The 23,407-nt window shown below is 43.1% G+C and carries 15 protein-coding genes and 3 tRNA genes; 16 read left to right on the forward strand and 2 right to left on the reverse strand.

Translation table 11 applies throughout. The annotated features are described in order from the left end of the window. Positions 1–39: 39 nt before the first annotated feature. Positions 40–1,206, reverse strand: a complete 1,167-nt coding sequence (locus tag GCU85_RS05345) for a LysM peptidoglycan-binding domain-containing protein (RefSeq protein ID WP_152810122.1) — start codon at positions 1,204–1,206, stop codon at positions 40–42. A 260-nt stretch (positions 1,207–1,466) separates the two neighbouring features. Here GCU85_RS05345 and def point away from each other — a divergent pair, with 260 nt between their 5' ends. The 15 genes from def (at position 1,467) to GCU85_RS05420 (ending at position 20,319) form a co-directional block, all read left to right on the forward strand. Continuing rightward, a complete protein-coding gene (gene def, locus GCU85_RS05350; RefSeq protein WP_152810124.1) occupies positions 1,467–2,033 on the forward strand; it encodes a peptide deformylase in 567 nt (188 codons plus the stop codon). 67 nt (positions 2,034–2,100) lie between these two features. Further along, on the forward strand, positions 2,101–3,048 hold the full coding sequence (gene fmt / locus GCU85_RS05355; RefSeq protein WP_152810126.1) for a methionyl-tRNA formyltransferase: 948 nt from the start codon (positions 2,101–2,103) through the stop codon (positions 3,046–3,048). Next, entirely contained in the window at positions 3,045–4,481 is a 1,437-nt protein-coding gene (gene rsmB, locus GCU85_RS05360) for a 16S rRNA (cytosine(967)-C(5))-methyltransferase RsmB (RefSeq protein WP_152810128.1), read from the forward strand. Before fmt ends, rsmB begins: the two co-directional genes overlap by 4 nt. 163 nt (positions 4,482–4,644) lie before the next feature. Further along, positions 4,645–4,719 (forward strand) — tRNA-Gly (locus GCU85_RS05365). A 50-nt stretch (positions 4,720–4,769) separates the two neighbouring features. Then, positions 4,770–4,844 (forward strand) — tRNA-Gly (locus GCU85_RS05370). Positions 4,845–4,857: 13 nt separating this feature from the next. Then, positions 4,858–4,931, forward strand: a tRNA-Cys gene (locus tag GCU85_RS05375). A gap of 130 nt (positions 4,932–5,061) precedes the next feature. Continuing rightward, positions 5,062–11,232 (forward strand): putative Ig domain-containing protein, encoded by a 6,171-nt coding sequence (locus GCU85_RS05380; RefSeq protein WP_152810130.1) that lies wholly within the window; start codon positions 5,062–5,064, stop codon positions 11,230–11,232. A gap of 104 nt (positions 11,233–11,336) precedes the next feature. After that, the gene (locus GCU85_RS05385) at positions 11,337–14,435 is read left to right on the forward strand and encodes a transglutaminase-like domain-containing protein (protein ID WP_218110561.1); all 3,099 of its coding nucleotides are present in this window, start codon (positions 11,337–11,339) and stop codon (positions 14,433–14,435) included. A gap of 288 nt (positions 14,436–14,723) precedes the next feature. Beyond that, the gene (locus tag GCU85_RS05390; RefSeq protein ID WP_152810134.1) at positions 14,724–15,710 is read left to right on the forward strand and encodes a hypothetical protein; all 987 of its coding nucleotides are present in this window, start codon (positions 14,724–14,726) and stop codon (positions 15,708–15,710) included. Next, positions 15,711–16,418 carry a prepilin peptidase gene (locus tag GCU85_RS05395; protein WP_152810136.1) on the forward strand — a complete coding sequence of 236 codons (708 nt, stop codon included), beginning with the start codon at positions 15,711–15,713 and terminating at the stop codon, positions 16,416–16,418. It abuts the gene before it with no gap. A 154-nt stretch (positions 16,419–16,572) separates the two neighbouring features. Next, a complete protein-coding gene (locus tag GCU85_RS05400) occupies positions 16,573–17,340 on the forward strand; it encodes a hypothetical protein (RefSeq protein ID WP_152810138.1) in 768 nt (255 codons plus the stop codon). Positions 17,341–17,718: 378 nt separating this feature from the next. After that, positions 17,719–18,657 (forward strand): hypothetical protein, encoded by a 939-nt coding sequence (locus tag GCU85_RS05405; protein ID WP_152810140.1) that lies wholly within the window; start codon positions 17,719–17,721, stop codon positions 18,655–18,657. A gap of 597 nt (positions 18,658–19,254) precedes the next feature. Further along, a complete protein-coding gene (locus tag GCU85_RS05410; protein WP_152810142.1) occupies positions 19,255–19,791 on the forward strand; it encodes a hypothetical protein in 537 nt (178 codons plus the stop codon). Next, on the forward strand, positions 19,784–20,113 hold the full coding sequence (locus GCU85_RS05415) for a hypothetical protein (RefSeq protein ID WP_152810143.1): 330 nt from the start codon (positions 19,784–19,786) through the stop codon (positions 20,111–20,113). The genes GCU85_RS05410 and GCU85_RS05415 overlap by 8 nt, the downstream gene beginning before the upstream one ends. Then, the gene (locus tag GCU85_RS05420; protein WP_152810145.1) at positions 20,110–20,319 is read left to right on the forward strand and encodes a hypothetical protein; all 210 of its coding nucleotides are present in this window, start codon (positions 20,110–20,112) and stop codon (positions 20,317–20,319) included. The genes GCU85_RS05415 and GCU85_RS05420 overlap by 4 nt, the downstream gene beginning before the upstream one ends. A 39-nt stretch (positions 20,320–20,358) precedes the next feature. Here GCU85_RS05420 and GCU85_RS05425 read toward each other — a convergent pair whose 3' ends face one another. Next, on the reverse strand, positions 20,359–21,195 hold the full coding sequence (locus GCU85_RS05425) for a tetratricopeptide repeat protein (protein ID WP_152810147.1): 837 nt from the start codon (positions 21,193–21,195) through the stop codon (positions 20,359–20,361). A 217-nt stretch (positions 21,196–21,412) separates the two neighbouring features. On the opposite strand from GCU85_RS05425, the gene typA reads away from it, so the two are divergent. Further along, a complete protein-coding gene (gene typA, locus GCU85_RS05430; RefSeq protein ID WP_152810149.1) occupies positions 21,413–23,230 on the forward strand; it encodes a translational GTPase TypA in 1,818 nt (605 codons plus the stop codon). Positions 23,231–23,407: the final 177 nt, after the last annotated feature.

Here is a 23,407-nt window from a genome sequence, read left to right on the forward strand (position 1 = left end):
TTGGTGCAAAAAGCGCGCAGACGTTAACGTGTTAAATGATTAAGGGGCAACGAGCCGATCTCCTGGGTAGATTACATCAAACGCATTCATGATGAGTGCATAACTTACATCATCATAAGTATGATAGACAATCACAATACCCAAATCGTAATCGGGCAGTTTAAACTGCTCACCATAGCGACCAGTACCCATTTGCGCACTGGCGCGTACGATTTTAAACACATCACCTGGGACAACGCCGTGACCAGCGCCGCGGTTAATCAATAAGGTGTTGAATTGTGTGCCAGACTGTGTGTCAAATGCCCCCATGGGCTTAATGACCATGGCGTCTTCGTCAACGTCAGGAATTTTGGGTAAAAAGGTCAAATCACCGCCGATTTCTATCTCTTGTGTAGGGATGAGAATGTCTCGGGGGTAAAGTGGATTGACGCTATCAACGTGCATAAAGCTGGCGATACCATCTTCGTTGGCTTCTTTGACTAGTCTAAGTTGGCCGACATAGGTTGCTTCTACCCCTAATGGTTCGTTGGTAATGGGGTCGTTGATTGCGGCACTTTCACGGAAAACGTCGTAGTATTCGTCGTCAAAGGATTCGCCTTTGGCGTATACTTCTGACCGTCCGCTAAGCGAAATGTAGCTACCATCAGACTGCCCGACGATATAGGCATAGTCTTCGGAAAAACCGGGCTCAACGACACGGTTTTTGGTCATAAAAGGATAAACGATTTCTTTTGGCACCGTAGGGATAGGCTCTGCCAGCGTCTCTGTACGAACGGTTGGCGATAAATTGTAAATCGGTCGTCCGTCCGTTGTTTTTTTGCCAGTGTTCAATCCACGAATCGGGTTACTGCTACCGCCGACTTGGAGTTTTTTCATGCCGCCGATATTGGTATAGGTAATAATATCGCCAGGATAAATAAGGTGTGGATTTTTTAGCTTAGGATTGGCGTGCCAGATTTCTTTCCAGCGGGCGGGGCTTTGTAAAAAGCGTTGTGCGATGCTCCATAACGTATCGCCTTTTTTGACCACATAGCGATCAGGCGCGTCGGTACGGTACTCTGGTGCAACACGAACTGTTGTTGCGGGGATATTGATTTGTTTTGGGGCGCTTTGTGTTTCTGCTGGGCGCTGATAAGTTTGATTGTTTGCACAAGCAGTTAACGCAACGGTGCCCAAAATTAAAGCGGAATTCAACCAGTTTCTCACGATGATACTCCTTTCCTTAGTTAGGTTTGTTATTATTTCAGTCTCAAATATTGTAAACTACGTGCTGTGAAAATACAGGATTTTTTTAGTCTTTTTAGCAAAAAATGGTTATTTTGTGAATAAATTCAGCGAGCATGGATGTGCTGTTTTCTTATTAACTTGTTTTAAAACAAGCCGATAAAACTAAATCGTCGCGATTTTCAGTAATTGATGCTATCATAGCACTATGTGTATTGAGTTTTAATAAAAAGGATCGCTTTATGGCAATTTTATCTGTTTTACGGTTTCCTGATGTTAGGCTGCGCCAAATTGCTAAGCCCGTTGAGACGGTTGATACTAAGATTCAGCAATTGGTCAAAAATATGTATGAAACTATGTATCAAAAAAATGGTGTAGGTCTGGCGGCAACACAAGTCAACGTGCATTTACGTGTAGTGGTGGCAGATTGTGCTGGCGAAGGTGAGGCGCCTGCGCCCATTACTTTCATTAATCCTGAGATTATTAACGCCAGCGAAGAAAAAAACAAACACCAAGAAGGCTGCTTATCTATCCCAGAAATTTACGCCGATGTCGAGCGCCCTGATGTGGTGACGGTTCGTGCGCTAGATGAATTCGGCCATACGTTTGAGCGGGTTTGCGAGGGGCTGTTGGGCGTTTGTATCCAGCATGAAATTGACCATCTGAACGGTAAGTTATTTATCGATTATTTGTCGCCAGCCAAGCGAAATTTGATTCGCGAAAAAATGAAAAAATATGAAAAAAGATTGCAAAAAGAAACGGTAGCCGAAACAGGTTCGCCAGTCAGTCAATCGCCAGCTAATCAATGAAATTCGGCGTAGTTAAGTGCAATATGGTAGGTATTTGTTGGCATGGTAACCTAAACAGGATAGGCTGATGACGCGAATTGTTTTTGCGGGAACGCCCGAATTTGCCGCCACGCATTTGCAGGCATTAATCGAACATGGACATCAGCCCAGTCTGGTGCTAACCCAACCTGATCGTAGTGCAGGCCGGGGCAAAAAACTTAGCCAGTCGCCAGTCAAAACATTGGCGGCGACGCATCAAATCCCCGTATTGCAACCTGAAAAATTTGATGGGAAGGCGCAACAAACATTACTGGCGTTGCCGTCGCCAGACATTTTTGTGGTAGTGGCTTATGGTTTATTATTGCCGCAATGGCTACTGGATTGGGCGCGATGCGGTGCGATTAATGTGCACGCATCTTTGCTGCCGCGTTGGCGTGGTGCTGCACCGATTCAACGGGCGATAGCCGCAGGCGACAGCATGACAGGCGTGGCTATTATGCAAATGCAAACAGGGTTAGACACAGGGCCAGTTTGGGCGCAAACTCAAGTGCCGATTACCCCGCAAACAACGGCAGGGGCATTGCACGACACACTGCAAGCCGCCGGTTCAAAACTGTTGTTGGCTACATTGCCGCGTATGCTGGCCCAAACCGACGTGCCAACCCCGCAATCTGAGATAGGCGTGACCTATGCCAAAAAATTAACCAAGCAAGAAGCACAAATTAATTGGCAACAAGACGCGGTGACGATTTGCCGCAAAATTAATGCATTTAATCCTGTGCCAGTTTCGCATTGTCACGGTAAAAATTTCGCATCGGCGCGAGAGATTGCTTTGCGGATATTTGCCGCACAAGCCATCGAAGACGAAACAACCACAGCCGTTGGCACGATCCTGTGCGAATCCCCTGAGGGTATTGTGATCAAATGTCATCACGGTGCAATTCGCGTGACTGAATTACAGGAAATAGGGAAAAAGCGCTTATCCGTCAAGGAGTTTCTCAATGGCAAGTCGTTGGCGGGGTTTGTTTTTTCGTGACGGTGTACGCTGCAGATGATGCAATTAGTCCTAGATTGGCTGCGGTTTATGCCATTAATGATGTCATCAATTCAGGGCAATCGTTGCGTTATGCATTGTCAAAAAACTTAGAAAAAATTGCGACGGCTGCCGATAAAGGGCTGTGCCATGAAATCACCTATGGCACATTGCGTTACTATCCGAGCTTGGTTAAAACACTGCGTCCGTACTTGAAAAAAAACATTACAAAAAAAAACCAGATTGTAAAAATTTTGCTGGTTAGCGCCTTGTATCAGCTCATTCAGCTAAAGTTACCCAGCTATGCCGTGATTAACGAGTCGGTGGCGCTGTGCAAATCACTGAATATGGCTTGGGCGACAGGGTTTGCCAATGCGGTGTTGCGCCGTATTGCAGGCGCTGAAGATTTGGCTAAAGATTCGGTCAAATATTCGGCCAAAGACGCCGCCAAAAACGCCGCCAAAGACGCAATAATGCAGCAGGATGATTTTGCCGATCATCCAACGTGGCTTTGGCAGCGCATCCAGCGTGCCTACCCCGATAAAGCCGAAACCCTATTGGCAGCCAATCATCAACCTGCGCCAATGATGCTGCGCGTGCATGACACTGCACGGTTTTCTCAGACAAGTTATTTGGCGGCATTGCAGGCTGCTGGTATCGATGCCGCCGCGCATATCGATGCCAAAGCAGCGATTGTGCTCGCCGCGCCAGTCGCGGTTAGCCAATTGCCCTTTTTTGATGAGGGCGCAGTGACCGTCCAAGATGCCAATGCCCAGTTGGCGGCTAATCTATTAGGCGTTAAAGCAGGGCATCATGTGTTAGATGCTTGCGCCGCGCCCGGTGGTAAAACGGCACATATTGCGACCAAGGCAAGCCCGATAACGCTAACGGCGGTTGAAATCGACCCCACACGTAGTGAACGCATGCGTGACACGCTTTCGCGGCTGAAAGCGGGATTTGCTCATGATGTGACGATTAATGTAAAAGTTGCGGATTTGGCAGATTTGGCGGCTTGGCACAACGGTCAGTCTTTTGATCGTATTTTGCTGGATGCACCGTGTTCGGCGACTGGCGTTATCCGAAAACACCCAGATATTTTACACCACCGCCGAGAAAGTGATTTGCAGGCGCTTTGCCAATTACAAGGCCAGTTATTGGATTTGTGTTGGCAGTTGCTTGCCCCTGGTGGGCGCTTGTTGTATGCGACATGTTCGGTTTTGCCCGAAGAAAATCAGCAACAGATTGCCCGCTTTTTACAACGCCACACAGCGGCGAAACTTAGGCCGTTGGCACATAACCGCACGGTGGCGGTTGCTGACCATAACCAATCAAATCATGAACAAGGAGGCGTGCAAAATCCCGAATTGTCAGGCTGTTTGCAATTTTTACCAGATGCCTGGGGTGATGGCTTTTTTTATGCAGCGCTAGAAAAATAGATTGCCACAGTTTGATTGCTACAGTCTAAGGGCAGTTAAAGTATTGATGCGTCAACAGGGCGCGATAAGAACGGCTTTTTAAGAGGGCTTTTGTGAATAAACGCAAAAATAAACGCAAAAACCCTTTTCACGAATAAAAAAACCGTTATAATATGCCACCTATGCGGGAATAGCTCAGTGGTAGAGCACAACCTTGCCAAGGTTGGGGTCGCGAGTTCGAACCTCGTTTCCCGCTCCAATTTAACGAAAGTTAATTAGCCGTTGATGGCCAGCGGTAGTAACAGATTAGCGGGAATAGCTCAGTGGTAGAGCACAACCTTGCCAAGGTTGGGGTCGCGAGTTCGAACCTCGTTTCCCGCTCCAATTTTTTCCGTGTGGCGAGTTGGCAGAGTGGCTATGCAGCGGATTGCAAATCCGTGTACCTCGGTTCGACTCCGGGACTCGCCTCCACTTATTAATGAGTTCCTATCGGTCAGTGTTCCAGTGTTTATGTAGCGTATTGACAGAAAGGAATTTTATATTACAATAGTCGTCGCCAAGTAAGAATCTTTATCGTTAAACAGCTTAAGGAGGAGTTATTATGAAGCTCAAATCTTTTTTTGCTATACTTTCGCTTAGTTTGCCATTTTCATCTTTTGCTTATGAGTTGTTTGAATTAAAGGTTGCCGTAAAAGCAGATGGAGTAAACGCCGTTGAGGCAATTCAATTACCGATACAGGCCCAAGGAAATACGTTCCCTAATAATCTACTGGTCACCTTTCAAAATAATTTAAGTAGTGATGGTAAAGCGATATGGAGAATCGATAATAATACCGGCAATGACCTAGCTAATATTCAAGCCTTAAATTACGTTGATCTAGAAATCGAAGAAGCACAAAATACCTTCTTTAACGAAACGGCTACTCTATCTGCGTTGACCTTACCTGATAGCCCGACGATTATAGCAGACTATTCTCCGCAACCGGCCAATCAATGGATGGCGGACGAACCCGGCTATAACGGTGGGACATTATTAGGTGCTTATGACAGCTTTAACCTAAGCGATGCTAACGAACAAGGGGCAACCGCCGAAGATATTGCCGTGTTATTTCAGCATGACATTACCGAAGTGAAAGCTGGGGATGCGTTTTATATCGAAGTCCGTGTGAGTGAAAGCGAAACGGATAAAGGAATTAAACAAGTTGATGAAGCGTCAACGCAAAATTACTATATTAACAGTATTGCTTACGTTAAAGGCGCTCTTTCATTAATCCCACCGGTGGTAACGATTACCGCACCGACAACCTTGTCGACAACGAACATTACCGATACCACGATTAAAGTAACTGACGATGTAGGAATTCTCGTTGCTGATGTCATCATAGATAGTGGCACAACAGCCGGATACAGTGGCTTTAATTGTACACAGACATCTCCTACAGAAGTCGATTGTATAGTTACGATTACCTCAACTGGTGACCTTGTTGTTAAAGGCACCGACAGCGATAGCCTAAGTGATACCGATAGTGAAAGCTATAACATTACCGCAGCAGCAACCAACCCGCCGGTGGTCATTATAACGGCACCAACGACGAATTCAACTACCGAGATTACTGATTCTACGATTAAAGTGACTGATGATGTTGGTGTATTGGTTGCTGATGTGATAGTTGAATCAACGACAACAACGGGTTACCGTGACTTTGCTTGTGTGCAAACATCACCGACCGAGGTTGATTGCACGATTACCATTACATCGAGCGGTAACTTAATCGTGAAAGGAATAGATTCCGATGGGTTGATTGATAGCGATACAGCACGTTACATTATTGGTGCCAGTGGTTCAACTAGGGTACAAAAAATTCCTGCCAGTAGTCTCTGGGGATTGATTGCTATTACTGTCATCATGGTCTTTGTATCGATGAAAAACGTTAGAATGAGAAGTAAATTTATCAGTTTAGTTTTAGTGCTACTATTGGCAACCACGCTCTTCCCAAATTCAGCAAATGCCGAGAGTATTGATAATCGGGGTAAGGATTTCTGGGTGTCGTTTATGAAAAATTACAACAATGCGGGTGTTGCTAAATTGTTTGCTGCTTCAGCTGAAAACGGCTCAGTAACTGTTGAAGTTGCAGCACTGGACTTTAAGGAAACATTTGGCCTTATTGGTGGTTCGGTAACTCCGATTATTCTTCCGGATGAAGTAATGCTTGACGGTGCCGGTATTAAGTTTGAAATGGGGATTCATGTGACTTCGGATGTCGATATTTCGCTCTATGGCATTTCACAGCTTCAATTTACGACAGATGCATTTCAGGCTATTCCAGTGCCTAAGCTAGGAACTGAGTATTTTATGGCAGGTTATACCAAAAACGGTAGTTTCCCTCCAGAATTTGCGATTATCGCTACTGAAGACGATACGGTGGTTGATTTTGAATTTAATGAGTTGTCTAAGCTAAATGGCGAAAACCCTACGTTTACTCAGCGTTTAAATAAGGGCGATATTTATTATTTTGAATATGCAGTTGAAGACATCACGGGTACAAAAATTATTAGCGATAAACCCGTTTCAGTTTTCTCAGGTAACAATTGTGTGAATATTCCGAGGGACAGATGGGCTTGTGATCATATTGTTGAGCAGGTGCCAGATATTACCCGATGGGGTAAAGATTTTTTGTTGGCTCCACTGGCTCTTCGAAAAAACGGTGATACTATCCGGGTGCTTGCGCAGGCTGATGATACAAAATTATATGTTAATTACTCGCACTTATATACTTTATCGAAAGGTGAGTATTATGAATTTATCGCAAATAAAGCTAGCTATATAAAAACCTCAAAACCTAGCTTGGTAATGCAGTACGCTAACTCACAGCAATTCGATGGTGTACAGGCAGACCCATTCATGATGCTGGTCACGCCGGTTAATCAGTATACCAACGATTATCTAATTGCGACGCCATCAGGAAGTTTTGCTGACGATGAGGGCGGGAAAAACTTTATTAATGTGATTGTTCGAGATTCAGACAAGGGAAGTGTGTTATTGAATGGACAGTCTGTCGATAGCACACTTTTTAAGCCGGTAGAAAATACAGAATACGTCTATGCACAATTGCCGATTAGTGACGCACAACATACACTTACCGCCGATATTGCGTTTGGCGCTAGTGTTTATGGGTTTTCCACATTCGAATCCTATGGGTACCCTGGCGGTTCAAGTTATTTGAATAGTGATGTAACGGTTAATCCTGAAAGTTGTTTAAGCCATTTGAATATACGCAATAAGCCTGGTAAAATTCAAGTGTTATGGCCTAACGCAGACGCCGCAAAATACCAAATTACACGAAGTAGCAGTTATGATGGTACCTTTAGCCAAGTGGCGGAAAATGCGTCAGATGTGCTGACTTTTTTAGATAAAGATGTACTTGATCAAACCAACTATTTTTACCAAGTCACGCAATTAGATAGTTTAGGGATTCCGCGTTGTCGTTCGGCAAAGATCGTAGGCTATCCCCCTAATTTTGGCAAAAGCTTTAACCTTGCGCCAATAATTACTTCGACTCCACCGAATGATACGCAAGTGAGAACCCCGTTTACTTATCAAATGTCGGTGAATGATGTTGAAAATTCAGCGCTCACTTATGAACTCCTCGCTTCTCCGGATGAAAGTGCAGCGCTAAATGCAAATGGACTGCTTTCTTGGCAGCCTGAAACTCCAGGTGAATATCTTTTTGCTTTATTGGTAACTGATGCCGATGGCGCTAAAGCACTGCAGGAATTTATTTTAGAGGTATATGATCCAAACCGCCCCCCAATGATTACGAGTTCGCCGGTTTTATCAGCGATGTCGAGTGAAAGGTACCAATATCAAGTTATAGCTACAGATCCAGATAGTGATGCGTTAACTTATAGTATGAAAGCCTCAAACAATGCTATTAAAATTGCTGAGACTACTGGCTTAATTACTTGGGATGTCCCACCATCAACTCAAGGCGCTTACCCAATAGAAATTACTGTGACAGATGCCAATGGCGCATCAGTTAAGCAAAATTACAGCTTATATATTAATAAAGATTTGCCACCTAGATACACTTCGACAATCGTTCGGGAGGGAACGACGGGGGTTCCTTATGTTTATCGTATTACTGCAACTGATCCCGAAGGTGCTAAAGTTAAATTCTTTTTCCCTTACGGCGCACCTGAAGGAATGGCGATTGATGCAAACACCGGTGAAATCAATTGGTCTAACCCTATTGCAGGAACTTATACCGTCACCGTGATTGCAACTGATGGTGTCAATAATGTTCCACAATCTTTCAATTTAACCATTACAAACCCCACTGATGAGACGTTAACCATCACATCCACGCCAGAAACTCGATGGACGGCGGCTGAATCCTATAGCTATCAAGTCACGGTTGAAAATGCATTCAATGCACCGACATATTCACTGATTGTTAGAAATGATGCGACTCCGATTAGAATTGATGAAAGTTCTGGGCTAGTTACTTGGGATTACCCAATTACAGGTAGCTATCAAATTCAAATAACCGTCAATGATGGTAAAAACATTGTCACTCAGAATTATTCGTTAAGTGTCAGCAGATCTGAAATTGCTACCAATAAGTTACCACCAGAAATCACTAGCACACCGGCTACCATACACAAAATTGGCACCCAATACAATTATAGTATTCGAGCAATAGATCCAGAAGGGCAGCGGCTAACCTACGGCTTGGTTTCAGGTCCTGAAGGAATGAATATAAGTGGACAAAATATTTATTGGAGAACGCCTCTTAAAGGAGATCACCTTATTGAAATTAAAGTCAGTGATGGTGGATTTGACGTAACGCAAAGCTATACACTCACCGTAATTGAAGAGCAAACGGAAAATCAGCCACCGGAGTTTGCGGATTTTCCAACCGGAACGACAATAGAACCCAATCAACCATTTTCTTATCAAGTAATGGCAACAGATGCAGATAATGATTCTCTGACATATTATTTCAATGGGGGGAATGCACCTAGTGGGATGACGATTAATAGCAGTACTGGATTAATTAGTTGGTCGGGGAATGATGAAATCACCCAGTACAGGGTGCAAGTCGCGGTATCTGATGGTAAAAGTATCGTTTATAAGAGTTTTAATCTCTACATCAGAGCCACAAATAAATTTCCTATTTTTGATAGCAGACCAACAATTGCAATAGCTGAGGGCGATACTTGGCGATATGATGCAGATGCAACAGATCCAGAAGGAGAAACGGTCACTTATTTTTTTGATGGTGAAGTCCCTGCTGGAATGACAATTAATTCAATTACTGGTGTGGTGGAATGGCCTAACGTAACGGGAGGAATGCACTCTGTCACGATAGTCGCTACAGATGGTGTGAATCAAACAAAGCAAAGAGTGCGATTAACTGTCGGTAGTGGCAAAGGGAGTGCGCCAGAAATTACAAGTGAACCGATGACAATCGGTAAAGTCGGCGATGCTTATGTTTATCAAGTGGTAGCTAACGACGATGATGGCAATACGCTTACTTATAGCTTGTTGCAAGCACCGAGTGGCATGACTATTGATTCTGTTGGTGGTTTAGTTAGCTGGGAAACACCGCAATCAGGAACTTATACAGTTACTATTTCAGTTTATGATGGCTTTTATCGCGTAACGCAAAGTTATACCCTAGTGATTAACGCCGTAGACGGTAATCAACCGCCTGTTATTACATCAACTTATCCATCAGCCGTAATGGCAGGTAATATTTATAGCTACCAAGTTCAAGCTACAGACCCAGATGATGATCTATTAAGCTATCGTTTAGAAAATGCGCCAGCAGGTATGGCGGTCAATGCTGGTGGTTTAGTCAGTTGGCAAACGGCAGCGGGTGATGTAGGTAATTATGAAATTACGATTATTGTTTCAGATGGTGTTTCAGAAACTCGCCAAACAATTTATGTCGAAATCAGAGAGCGAGTAGAAATTAGTGAGGAGCTAAAAAAAGCAGTTGCTTGGTTAAAAACACAGCAACAAGCGGATGGTACGGTAACCAGTGACACTACCATTGCAACGCCTTACCAAACAACGGATGAAGCCTTCAGAGCCGCTGAGTTAATTGGTGAGTCATTCTTAGACCGTGAAATTAGAAGCTATTTAGCCAATGCAGATATTGATACGACAGAGCACATAGCTAGACGCGCTCTGTATCAGGTAGAGAATAATGTTCCTTATACCAATTCGATTAATCGGGTGTGGGCTCGTTACATTGATTCAGCGACCGTCCAGAAGAATGTAGCCGGATATACTGATTTTGATAATGGTGATGTCAATATCGTTGATACCGCGTATGCACTACTTGCTCAAGCTAAAACCAGCAAGAAAAACGACCAAGTGCAGGGTGCAGTTAACTATTTGCGTTCACAGCAAAACAACGATGGTAGCTTTGGCATGCCCAACAATCAGCCTGATATGTATGTTACATCAATTGCTTTGCGTGCTTTAGTTGCTTATAAAAATACCTATGCACTGAATAATGAAATTACGTTGGCTAGAAATTATTTGATGCAGAACTATAACTCAATCAGGAATAGTGTTCATCAGTTTTGGCAAAAACCCCATGTATTATTGACACTGTATGATGCACTGCCGGACAAAGCTGTATTAGCATCGCAAGTCGATGAATTGAAGTCTAGACAGCATCGCATTGGTTATTGGCTAAATCAAGAGCCTTTTGGCACGGCGCTTGCCATCCAAGCTATTTATAAGTTTGAACAATAAGTTAAAGGATCCTTGTTATGTTTATTTTTCCTAAGAATCGTCACATAAAAACGCCAATATCTTATCGATTTAATATTGGTTTAATATTGATTGCATTTTTAAACATGATGGCTTATCCCGCTTACGGTGAAGTCGAAAGGATATATGATGAGTATAAACTCAATCAAAAGCGTATTGTTGAGGTCGCCGATGGAGAGTCTTTAGCCGATATCGTCACTGAGATGAAGAAGCTTCTCACGACACTTAATCCGAATAAAACGCCAGAAGTAGCTGCTGCTTATGAAATATTAGAAATGACTGACCCTGTGTTAAAGCAAGGTGAATCAAAACAACGCGATCGTTTACAAACGTTATTTGATGCATTGCCTGATAAATATCAAGCAGAATTAGATGGATTAAAAGCGGAAAAAGCCAAGCTAGAGGCTAAAAATAACCCTGAACTAGATAGTGTTATTACGGGTATTGACGCGCAAATTGTGCAAATGCAGGCAAATTATAAACAACTCATAACGCTTGTTGATGCTTATGAGGATAGAAGTTTTTCTGCTAAAGCAAGTGCTTTTTCACAAAGTGACTTATTAACCTTTATTAACCAGTTTGATAGTGCACCACAACAACAAACCAAAAATGGTCCGACCACTTTTAAACAAACATTTGATAGTATTTCCGAGAGCAAACCACGTCGTAAGGTTACACAGTTTCTTAGCGATCGTGCCACCAGTGTTGCTCAGCTAAAAACCGCTGAGACGTTAGAAAAAATCAGCAGTAATAGTCTGTTATTTGTTGAGAAAAGTTTATCCAGGCCACCTAATTTTCAATCACCATTAAAGGACTCAAGGTTATATCGAGGAGAGAGTGATGAAGTGCAACTTACCGATCGAATTAAGGAAAAGGCCGCAGAATTAGATTACGACCCAGTCAAGATTTACTACTGGGTGCGTAATAATATTGAATTTGTCCCGACATGGGGGGCTTATCAAACGGCTGAGCATACCTTGGGTTCACGTCAGGGGAATGCTTTTGATACGGCATCATTACTCATTGCAATGCTGCGAGCTTCAAACATCCCGGCGCGTTATGTTCATGGGACAATAGAGGTTGCGCCTGAGAAATTCCAAAACTGGGTAGGAGATTTTGATGACATTGAATCTGCTGCCACCTATGCAGGAACGCTAGGTTCTAGAGTCGTGACTTTACGCAATAGAAATACGAATATGATTACTGCGGTTGAGTTGGAGCATGTCTGGGTAGAGGCCGCGATCGATTTTCATCCTAGCCGTGGAATGATTAATAAGGTCGCTGATACGTGGTTGCCAATGGATGCGAGTTTTAAACAATACGAATATTTAGAAGGCATTGATGTAGAAGCTGTTGGAGAGCTGAATGCAGAGCAGCTATTTAATGATTTTCAAAATAGTGGCACGGTGAACGAAGACGAGGGCTGGGTACAGGGACTCGATGGCGGTATCATTGAACAAGCACAAAAAGACGCACAAGCCAAAGTCGAAGCGCATATAGAGCGCATGACCGACCCGACTGTCGGGGATGTGATTGGCGGTAATAAAGTCATTATCAAAGAATACCCCGTACTCGGTGCGAATCTAGAGAACCATATTGTGGTACGCGGTACGGATTATATTGAGGTGCCGACCAACTATCAGGCCCAGATTGGACTAGCCATGCAAAAGGTATTGTCTTCTGGTTTAATTCCTATCCCACAGCCTGACATCACCCCTAATTTAAAATATTATCCGCTAAGCCAATTTAACAGTGAAAAGCTTATTCTACGTTTTACACCTGCAACAGAAGCCGACCAAGCGGCGTTAGACGCGTTAATACCTGAGGATGCTGATAGCATTGATGATTTACCCTCGGCGATTGGCAACGGGATTAATGTGACACCTGAGTTGGTGTTAAACGGTGAGGTGATTATGGCAGGACAAACGCTTGCGATTAGTGAGGAAGTTGAATTAGGTATCAAAGCCAGACTGCCAAACACGAGAAATAGTTACCCTACACTGAGCTATGATGTGATTGCGGGGAGTTATTTGAATATCCCTGTGGTCGGGTATAGTGTCAATCCGTACCGATTATTAGACACCCGTGACAAGGTAGAAAACACCCAATCCATCCTTGAGAGCGAATCCGAAACTCAGCTTGCCAGTCTAACCCGTGATGATATTTTGGGGGATTTAGTTTATACGGGTGGTTTAGGGTATTTTGCGCAATTACACAGCATGAATCGAATGCTGTCGAATCAATCAACGGATATTGGTCGAGATTTAGTGGGCTATGGCAGCTATGGCTACGAGCCGAAGCTCCGACAAGCGGGTTTGTTAGCACAGCCAACGGGTATCTTGCCAGGCAGTATGGCGACGAACGTACGTGTGCATCAAGCCAGCTGGCGCAAGTCCAAAGACGAGCCTTTTACCAACATAGATTTTGCCATGGGGATGAATTCATCGCTGCTTGAAAGCGCGATTTCTGAACAACTCTTTTGTAATGAGGAAGTCAACCCCGACAACAATGAATGCTACGGCATCTCCACGGTATCGGGCTTGCAACGCGCCGCTGCTCAGGGGCAAAAGATTTATCAAATCGACAAAAACAACCGTGAGCAACTGGCTAACGTGCGTATGAGCGACGAAAACATGGCAGACGACATCAACAGAGCGATCAGCTCAGGCGGTTATGCCATCGTCCCTGAAAAAGCCGTTGATGGCGTGGGTCGCAGTGCCATTTACGTCTACATGACGTATAATGGACAAACAGGCAATCAAAGCTGGAAAATCAGCGGTGGACTGAATGGGGGTGATTTTCATCTGCAAAATGCACTTAGCGCGATTTTGGGTATAGCGGCCGTGATGAAAGATAGTTTTGGAACCCCAGATGTAATATTTGAATACTTAAATGACACCAAGTTATTTGATTTACTTGGTAAACTATTTGCAGCTTTTGGCATCATAATGGATTTTGCAGAATTAGCAGCAGAATGTGGCAAGCTATTGGCTGCTGCGATAAGCGGTCTTCTCGCTGCGATAGGCTATTACATTACAACCATGGCAACTCTTGTTTTTGCTAGTTTTTCAACCCTTTTTTTGGGTCTTGCCCTGACTATAATTGTAACAGGCATATTGATACCAATAATGTTAAATGAAATGAAAAAATTTGCTAAAAATCTTGTTTGTAGAGAAAATGAATAAATTCATATATGTTTTTTTTACAACATGTTGCTTACAAGTTCCTACATTGCTTTTACTCCCTCCTTTGATTTCTGATGTTAATAAAAATCTGCTTTGGATATTTATATTAGTAGCTATGGCTGCATCTATGCAATTTCTTTATTATAAAATTAAATGGTCTGCAGAGAATAAAATTTACGACTTAAAGATGGTAACTATTTGGGCTTTTCATGGCATTATTACTGTTTCAATAGATTACTTTTTATATGCATATAGTTAAAAGAGTACGTTTTTATTAAGTAGATCAGAATGCTTTCGACACAATCAACGGGTATCGGCAGGACGACGTTGGGATTTGGTAGCTATGGCTATGAGCCCAAACTACGGCAAAGCGGTATTCTCGCGAGACCCACGGCGATTTTGCCGGGCAGTATGTCGACAAACATGCGGGGGTTTCAGGCCGTGGGCGCGCAGGTAGTCAATGCGCCGTCGATTGGTTTTGCCATGGGGATGAATTCATCGCTGCTTGAAAGCGCGAGTTCTGAGCAACTGTTTTGTAATGAGGAAGTCAACCCCGACAACAATGAATGCTACGGCATCTCCACGGTATCGGGATTACAACGCGCCGCCGCTCAGGGGCAAAAGATTTATCAAATCGACCAAAACAACCGTGAACAGTTGGCAAACATCCGCACCAGTGATGAGAATATGGCAAACGACATCCAAAAAGCGATTAACTCAGGTGGTTATGTCATCGTCCCTGAAAAAGCCGTCGATGGCGTAGGCCGCAGTGCAATTTACGTCTACATGACGCATAATGCACAAACAGGCAATCAAAGCTGGAAAATCAGCGGTGGGTTGAATGGTGGTGATTTTCAACTAGACCAAGATTTAAATTTTTCTGTGCAAGGAGAGCAATTTCAACTTATATCATTGTTAGTGCCAGAAGAAGCTGAAGAACCAACTCGTGATGTGCTTGTGGAGATGTTGAAAGATGTTAAGCATATAGGGAAAATTCTTGTATTCTTGAATTATGCTCTGACCTTTCTTGATCTGGAGAAAAAATATGAAGCCCTCATTAGCGCAGGCTGTAGCAAAAAAACGGCATTAAAGAACGTTGCTTCGTACATGGGATGGACTATTATTATTTCATCACTCTTGATCTTTGTAGGGCTAAGAGGAGGGAAGATAGGTGCCCTCATAGGGGCTTTCATCGGCGCGTTTGTTTCTCAACAAATTGTCAACGAGCTCTTATATCCTGACGATTTGCGGCAATGCAGAAGAGAGGATGATTAAATGATTGAAAAAATAAATAAAAAAATATTCTATCAGGAAAATATTGCTGTGGGAAGTCTAACAAATAGTCGAAAAAAAGATATGGTTATTTATTTAACACTACTCTATTCGGTATTGGTCATTCCGTATGCTTTGTTTTCATTAAAGCGCTATTTTGAATTAACAATTAATACTCATTTAATAATGTTTTTATCGGTTACGCCCCTAGTGATAGCGTTAATCTATTCGCCAATCAGGAACTACACAATATTGAGAGATATTCACTGCCCTAATTGTAAAAATAGTATTGCTAAATTAAGAACAAAGAAAGTTGTTTCTCATTGCATCCAAAAGAATCAATGCCCACATTGTGAAACAGATATTTTCGTCAATGATATACTGGATGAACGTAAAAAACTAAATGGTGCCGATTTTCCTCCTCCGATTAAATCCTTTGTAGATGATGTAATTGCTGTTTTAATATTACTAAGCGTCCCTACATTGCTCTGGTATTTAGGCAACAAAATAGATTATGATGGCTACTACTTCAACGATATTAAAATCTTAATAGTATTTTCATCTATGTTGGCATGGTTTTATTTTAGTAGTCAAAAACTGCTTTCCAAACACATTTGTCCTCATTGTGGCGGTTCTTTATTTAGTATGTTTATTAGGCAAACACAGCAAACAAAAAACTGTGCTTTATGCGGAATAAGAATCATCAAGTGAGTCTGAGTTTGTTTTTTAGTCAATTAGCCCAATACCATCCACACAATCAACGGGTATTGGTAGAAATACACTGGGCTTTGGTAGTTATGGCTATGAACCCAAACTACGGCAAAGCGGTATTCTCGCAAGACCCACGGGGATTTTGCCGGGCAGCATGGCAACGAATATGCGCGTATTCTCTAGTGAGGGTTATCGCAATGTTAACGCCCCTTCGCTTAGCTTTGCGATGGGCATGAATACATCCCTACTTGAAAGCGCGATTTCTGAACAACTCTTTTGTAATGAGGAAGTCAACCCCGACAACGAAGAATGCTACGGCATCTCCACGGTATCGGGCTTGCAACGCGCCGCCGCTCAGGGACAAAAGATTTATCAAATCGACAAAAACAACCGTGACCAACTGGCTAACGTGCGTATGAGCGACGAAAATATGGCAGACGACATCAACAGAGCGATTAACTCAGGCGGGTATGTGATTGTGCCTGAAAAAGCCGTTGATGGCGTGGGTCGTGATGCCATTTACGTCTACATGACGTATAATGGACAAACAGGTAATCAAAGCTGGAAAATCAGCGGCGGGCTGAATGGAGCGATATTCACCATAATAAGTTACATATTTTTGGGGATTTCTCTGCTTGCCCTTGCTATGTCAGCCCCAGTAATAGCTTTTGTTGCAGGTTTCGCATCCCTGCTATTCGGCGTTTTAGCATTTCTTGAAGATTTACCTTGTCAGATACCTAGTCTCACAGACTTAGCAATAGGCATAACTATCGGTGTAGGTGTTATTGGGCTATTTGCGACCTCTGCCGTGGCGGTTGCTTTATTTGCAATAGGCTCAATTCTGCTCTCTCTTTTCTTTGAAAATATTGGTAAAGCAGTGTGCAATACAATAGAAGCAATAAGAAATAATCGGAGGCTATAAATGTGCTTCAAATGTCCGTCATGTGAAAAAAAACAACTATTTTTCAAAAGTTATCTAGAAAAAAAAGGATTTTTTAGACGAAAAAGAACATATGTTTGTAAATATTGCCAAGCAAACCTTAAATTACAGAAAAGACCGCTCAAAATTCGTTCTATTATCATATTGATATGGCTAATTTTTTATTTTATACTATGGTTTTTCTTCAGGTATTACTTCTCAAGTGAAGCAACTGTCTATTTTTTGCTTACTTTTGGGATGCTTGCCTTTGCTTTTTTAATCTGTTTAGTACATGAAATGGTGCTAATTAAAGAAAGTGATTAGCGTAAGCATATTTAGATAGTATTTTTAACACAATTAACAGGTATCGGTAGGGCGACGTTGGGCTTTGGTAGTTATGGCTATGAGCCTAAACTACGGCAAAGCGGTGTTCTCGCGAGACCCACGGGGATTTTACCGGGCAGTATGGCGACGAATATGCGGGGCTTTCAGACCGTGGGGGCGCAAACGGCCAACGCGCCATCGATTGGCTTTGCGATGGGCATGAATTCATCGCTGCTTGAAAGCGCGATTTCTGAGCAACTGTTTTGTAATGAGGAAGTCAACCCCGACAACAATGAATGCTATGGCATCTCCACGGTATCGGGATTACAACGCGCCGCCGCGCAGGGGCAAAAGATTTATCAAATTGATAAAAACAACCGTGACCAATTGGCAAACATCCGCACCAGTGATGAGAATATGGCAAACGACATACAAAAAGCGATTAACTCAGGCGGTTATGTCATTGTCCCTGAAAAAGCCGTTGATGGCGTAGGCCGTAATGCAATTTACGTATACATGACATATAATGACCAAACAGGCAATCAAAGCTGGAAAATCAGCGGCGGACTGAATGGGGCAATTGCTAAGATACTCGGCGTAATTAGTGATTTAGCCACTTTATACACAAGCCTAATTGATGGAGATGTTGACATCATTGATTTGTTAGAAAAGCCGAAGGTAAAGAAGATATTTCAAAGCCTTGGAAGAGCTTTAACCATGTTTGGCATTATGATTGACTTTTTAGAACTACTCGATCAATGTGGACCTATTATTGCCTCCTTGATTGCTGGTTGGTTAGCAACAGTAGGATTTTTAATGACGCAGTTTTCGCTTTTCTTGCTAGGAGGGTTTGTGGGCGTTATGGCCGCGATACTTGCCATGGTGATGATTAGTGCTTTTGTTATTCCAATGATACTTAATGAGTTTAGGGAATTGGCATCAGGTTTATTGTGCTCAGCTTCACGTCAAACAAGAAGAAATAAATTTTATGCTTGATAAGGAAAAAATAAAGTCAAATTCATTTAGTACATTATTTATTGTTTCGATTAATGTTATATTGTTTCAGGGAAGCGCGATTATGTTTATGTTTGATCATAGGTTTAATCTGTCTATTTTTGAATCTGCATTAGCTTTTTTACTATCTGTAACTTTTCACTATGCATATGCAAAAACAAAGCATTATATAGAAGATTGTAAAGTGAGCGACTATCATGACTTTCTAAAATCACAAACTGTTATGGCAGGTTTTTTCTTTATCTACTGTTTGACATTCTTGGTTATTATATACATTTTAAGAAACTGGATTAATTAAAAAATCCTAATTCGCAAGCCACATGAGCGACGAAAACATGGCAGACGACATCCCTACTTGAAAGCGCGATTTCTGAACAACTCTTTTGTAATGAAGAGGTCAATCCCGACAACAATGAATGCTACGGCATCTCCACGGTATCGGGATTACAACGCGCCGCCGCACAAGGGCAAAAGATTTATCAAATTGACAAAAACAACCGTGACCAACTGGCTAACGTGCGTACTAGCGGCGAAGATATGGCAGCTGATATGCTAAAGGCGATTAATTCAGGCGGTTATGTGATTGTCCCTGAAAAAGCCGTTGATGGCGTGGGTCGCAGTGCAATTTATGTATACATGACGTATAATGCGCAAACAGGTAGCCAAGCATGGAAAATCAGCGGCGGATTGAATGGGGCAGTTGCTAAAATACTCTGCGTAATTAGTGATTTAGCTAGTTTATACACAAGCCTAATTGATGGAAATGTTGACATCATTGATTTGTTAGAAAAGCCGAAGGTAAAAAAGATATTTGATCGCCTCGGAAAGGCGTTAGCTATATTTGGTGTTATGGTTGATTTTTTAGATTTATTGGAACAATGCGGGCCGATTTTAGCCGTGAGCATTGCTGGTTGGCTGGCATCCATTAGCTTTCTAATGACACAGTTTTCGCTTTTCTTGCTAGGAGGGTTTGTGGGCGTTATGGCCGCGATACTTGCCATGGTGATGATTAGTGCTTTTATTATTCCAATGGTGCTCAATGAATTGAAAAAATTTGCTTCTGGTTTATTGTGCTCAGCTTCACGTCAAACAAGAAGAAATAAATTTTATGCTTGATAAATTTAAAGAAAAAATACAAGCAATTTCATTTGGTGCACTGTTTACTTTTTCGCTTATTACTTTTTTATTTCAGGGAAGTGCGATTATGATCATGCTTGACCCTGCTAAAAATTATTCTATTTTTGAATCTACACTAATTTTTGCGCTATCGGTGCTTTTTCATTATGCATACGCAAAAACAAAGTATTATAATGTGGAGTATGAAGTTAGTGATGGTCGAGACTGGCGGATTCCAACAGGCGTTATGCTGGGCTTTTTCTCCACTTACTGCCTAACATTGTTGATTATTATTTACATTCTGAGAAATTGGATTTATTGAATATAGTTAATTGTTCTACTCTACAGCTCGCGAGCCTCACCCGTGATGATGTTTTGGGGGATTTGGTATATACTGGTGGTTTAGGGTATTTTGCGCAACTTCACAGCATGGATAGAATGCTTTCGACACAATCAACCGATATCGGTAGGATGACGTTGGGCTTTGGTAGCTATGGCTATGAGCCCAAACTACGGCAAAGCCCCTAAAGCTGCAAAGTCCATAAAATCCACAACGCCCTGATTATTTTATTGATTAATCGTGTTTAGGTAGTCGATGGCGGCTGGGTAGCCTTGGGTGGCTGCCGCATTCACCCATTTTAGCCCGTGCTCAACGTCTCTTTCGGTGCCTTGACCATCAATGTGCGCCATGCCGACGGCGAATATCGCCGGGACAAATCCCCGATCAGCGGCGGCGCGGTATAGCTTTAACGCGGCAGTTTTGTTTTGTAAAATGCCACCTAAGCCACGGGCATGCATTGCACCAAGGTTATACAGTGCTTCGCTATGGCCTTGTTCGGCGGCGCGAGTGAACCAGTTGCGTGCGATTTCGTAATCTTGTTCGATGCCTTGGCCGTGGTAACGGGCAATGCCCATGTTAAACTGGGCAGGGGCGTATCCTGCTGCTGCGGCTTCTTGGTACCATTGGGTTGCTGTTTGCAAGTTTTTTTCAACGCCAAGTCCATTGGCATAAAGGCTGCCTAAGCGATTCATGGCGGGCACGAACTCGCCTTCGACGGCGCGTTGGTACCACGTAAACGCGAGGTCGACATCTTTTTCAACGCCGTGACCATTAAAATACATGGTGCCCAGATTATACATGGCGCGGGCATCGCCTTGGTCGGCTGCTTTGCTAAACCATTCGTGGGCTTTGGTGTAATTTTGTTCTACGCTGTCGCCTTGGTAATACTTTAGTCCTAATTGCGTTTGTGCATTGATGTCGGCTGCGCCAGCGATAACGGCAGGTGCATGGTTTGTCGTCGTTGTTGTGGTTGATTGCGCCCATGATAGGCTAGAGACGCTAAGTAAGCTAAGTGGCAGCGACATGCAAAGAGTGATGTTTTTCAACGTGTGCTTAATAATCATGATGAATCCTAAAGTATGCAGTAAGATGTCTATTATAAATCAGCTAGTGGTGATTTGTTCATTTATGACAATTTAGTAACGTTGGGCTGGTCAGGCGATGCTGTTTTATCGTTGTTGCCCCGATAAAACAGAATGAAACACAATAAGAAACAATAAAACAAGCGCAAAATAGGTTTTCCTGTATAATAACTTCCTTTTTTGATACAGATAAAAACTCATGCGCGAAAATTTACGAAATATTGCTATTATTGCCCACGTCGACCACGGTAAAACAACCTTGGTAGACGAACTCTTTACCCAATCAGGTTCGCTAGATGCGCGAGCAAAACTCGGCGAACGCGCGATGGATTCGGGTGATTTGGAAAAAGAGCGCGGCATTACCATCACGGCAAAAAACACAGCCATTCATTACAATGGCTATCATATTAATATCGTTGATACGCCAGGCCATGCAGATTTCGGTGGAGAAGTCGAGCGCGTACTGTCAATGGTTGATTCGGTGCTGTTGTTGGTTGATGCGGTTGATGGGCCAATGCCGCAAACCCGATTTGTCACGCAAAAGGCCTTTGCGTTGGGGTTAAAGCCCATTGTTATCGTGAACAAAATTGACCGCGATGGCGCGCGTCCTGATTGGGTGATTAACGAAATATTTGATTTATTTGACAAGCTGGGCGCGACCGATGAGCAGCTAGATTTTCCGATTATTTATGCGTCAGCCGTAAACGGTTATGCGGGGCTAGAAGATACTGTCAATAGCGGTGATATGACCCCGATATTTGATGCCATCATTAACAAAGTCCCCGCGCCCGACACCGATGTTGACGGGCCGTTTCAAATGCGTGTTAGTTCGTTAGGCTATGATAATTTTAAAGGCGTTATCGGTATTGGTCGCGTTAACCGTGGCAAAATTAAATCGAATACACCCATTACACTAATCGATGGTGACGGTAAAAAACGACAAGGCCGCATTTTGCAGATATTTACCTTTTTAGGGCTAGAAAAAGTCGAAACCGATAGCGCACAAGCAGGTGATATCGTCGCGATTACAGGCGTTGATGATTTAAATATCTCTGATACGTTATGTGACCCGCAGTGCGTAGAGTCAATGCCTGTGTTGACAGTGGATGAACCCACCATGAGCATGATGTTTCAAGTTAATACGTCACCGTTTGCGGGTAAGGAAGGCAAATACGTGACCTCTCGCCAAATTCGTGAGCGCTTGGACCGAGAATTACTACATAACGTAGCACTGCGTGTAGAAGACACAGCAGACCCAGATAAATTTCGCGTCTCTGGACGTGGCGAGTTGCATCTGTCGGTGCTTATCGAGACCATGCGCCGCGAGGGGTTTGAATTAGCGGTTGCAAGACCTGAAGTCATTATGCGTGAAATCGATGGCGAGATGCAAGAACCATACGAATTCGTGACGCTAGACGTTGAAGAGTCTAACCAAGGTGCAGTCATGGAGCAAATGGGGTTGCGCAAAGGGGATTTGCAAAACATGATTAGCGATGGCAAAGGTCGTGTTCGCTTAGAGTATATTATTCCAACGCGCGGACTGATTGGCTATCAAACCGAGTTTTTGACAACCACGTCAGGCACGGGGATTAAAAACCAAGTATTCGAACACTACGGACCTACAAAAGGCGCAGGACTACGTAGTCGAATCAATGGGGTGTTGGTGTCGATGGTGCAGGGTAAAGTGTTAGGGTATGCGCTATTTAATTTGCAAGAGCGTGGTCGCATGATTGTCAGCCCTGGTGACGAAGTTTACGAAGGCCAAATCGTCGGTATTCATAACAGAGACAATGATTTAGTGGTAAATCCGCTAAAAGCCAAACAGCTGACGAATGTTCGTGCTTCAGGCTCGGATGATAATATTATTCTGACGCCGCCGATTAAAATGACACTAGAGCAAGCGTTAGAATTTATCCAAGATGATGAGTTGGTCGAAGTGACACCTGAGAGCATTCGTGTACGCAAAAAATTCCTCAAAGAAAACGAGCGTAAACGCGATTCGCGCAGCAAAGGCTAGGCAAGAGACAAAAAAACAATACCGTTAATAAAAACACAACAACTGCGATGTACTTTGATGTCTTTTTTGATATCTTGGCGGTTGTTGTGTTTTTGTTTTGGCGCGTTTCTCTGATGACGCCTTACTGATGGCACTTTACTGATGACGTTTTGCTGATGATAGCTTGGGTCGTCAGCA

The sequence above is a fragment of the Ostreibacterium oceani genome, from assembly GCF_009362845.1.
Taxonomy (GTDB): domain Bacteria; phylum Pseudomonadota; class Gammaproteobacteria; order Cardiobacteriales; family Ostreibacteriaceae; genus Ostreibacterium; species Ostreibacterium oceani.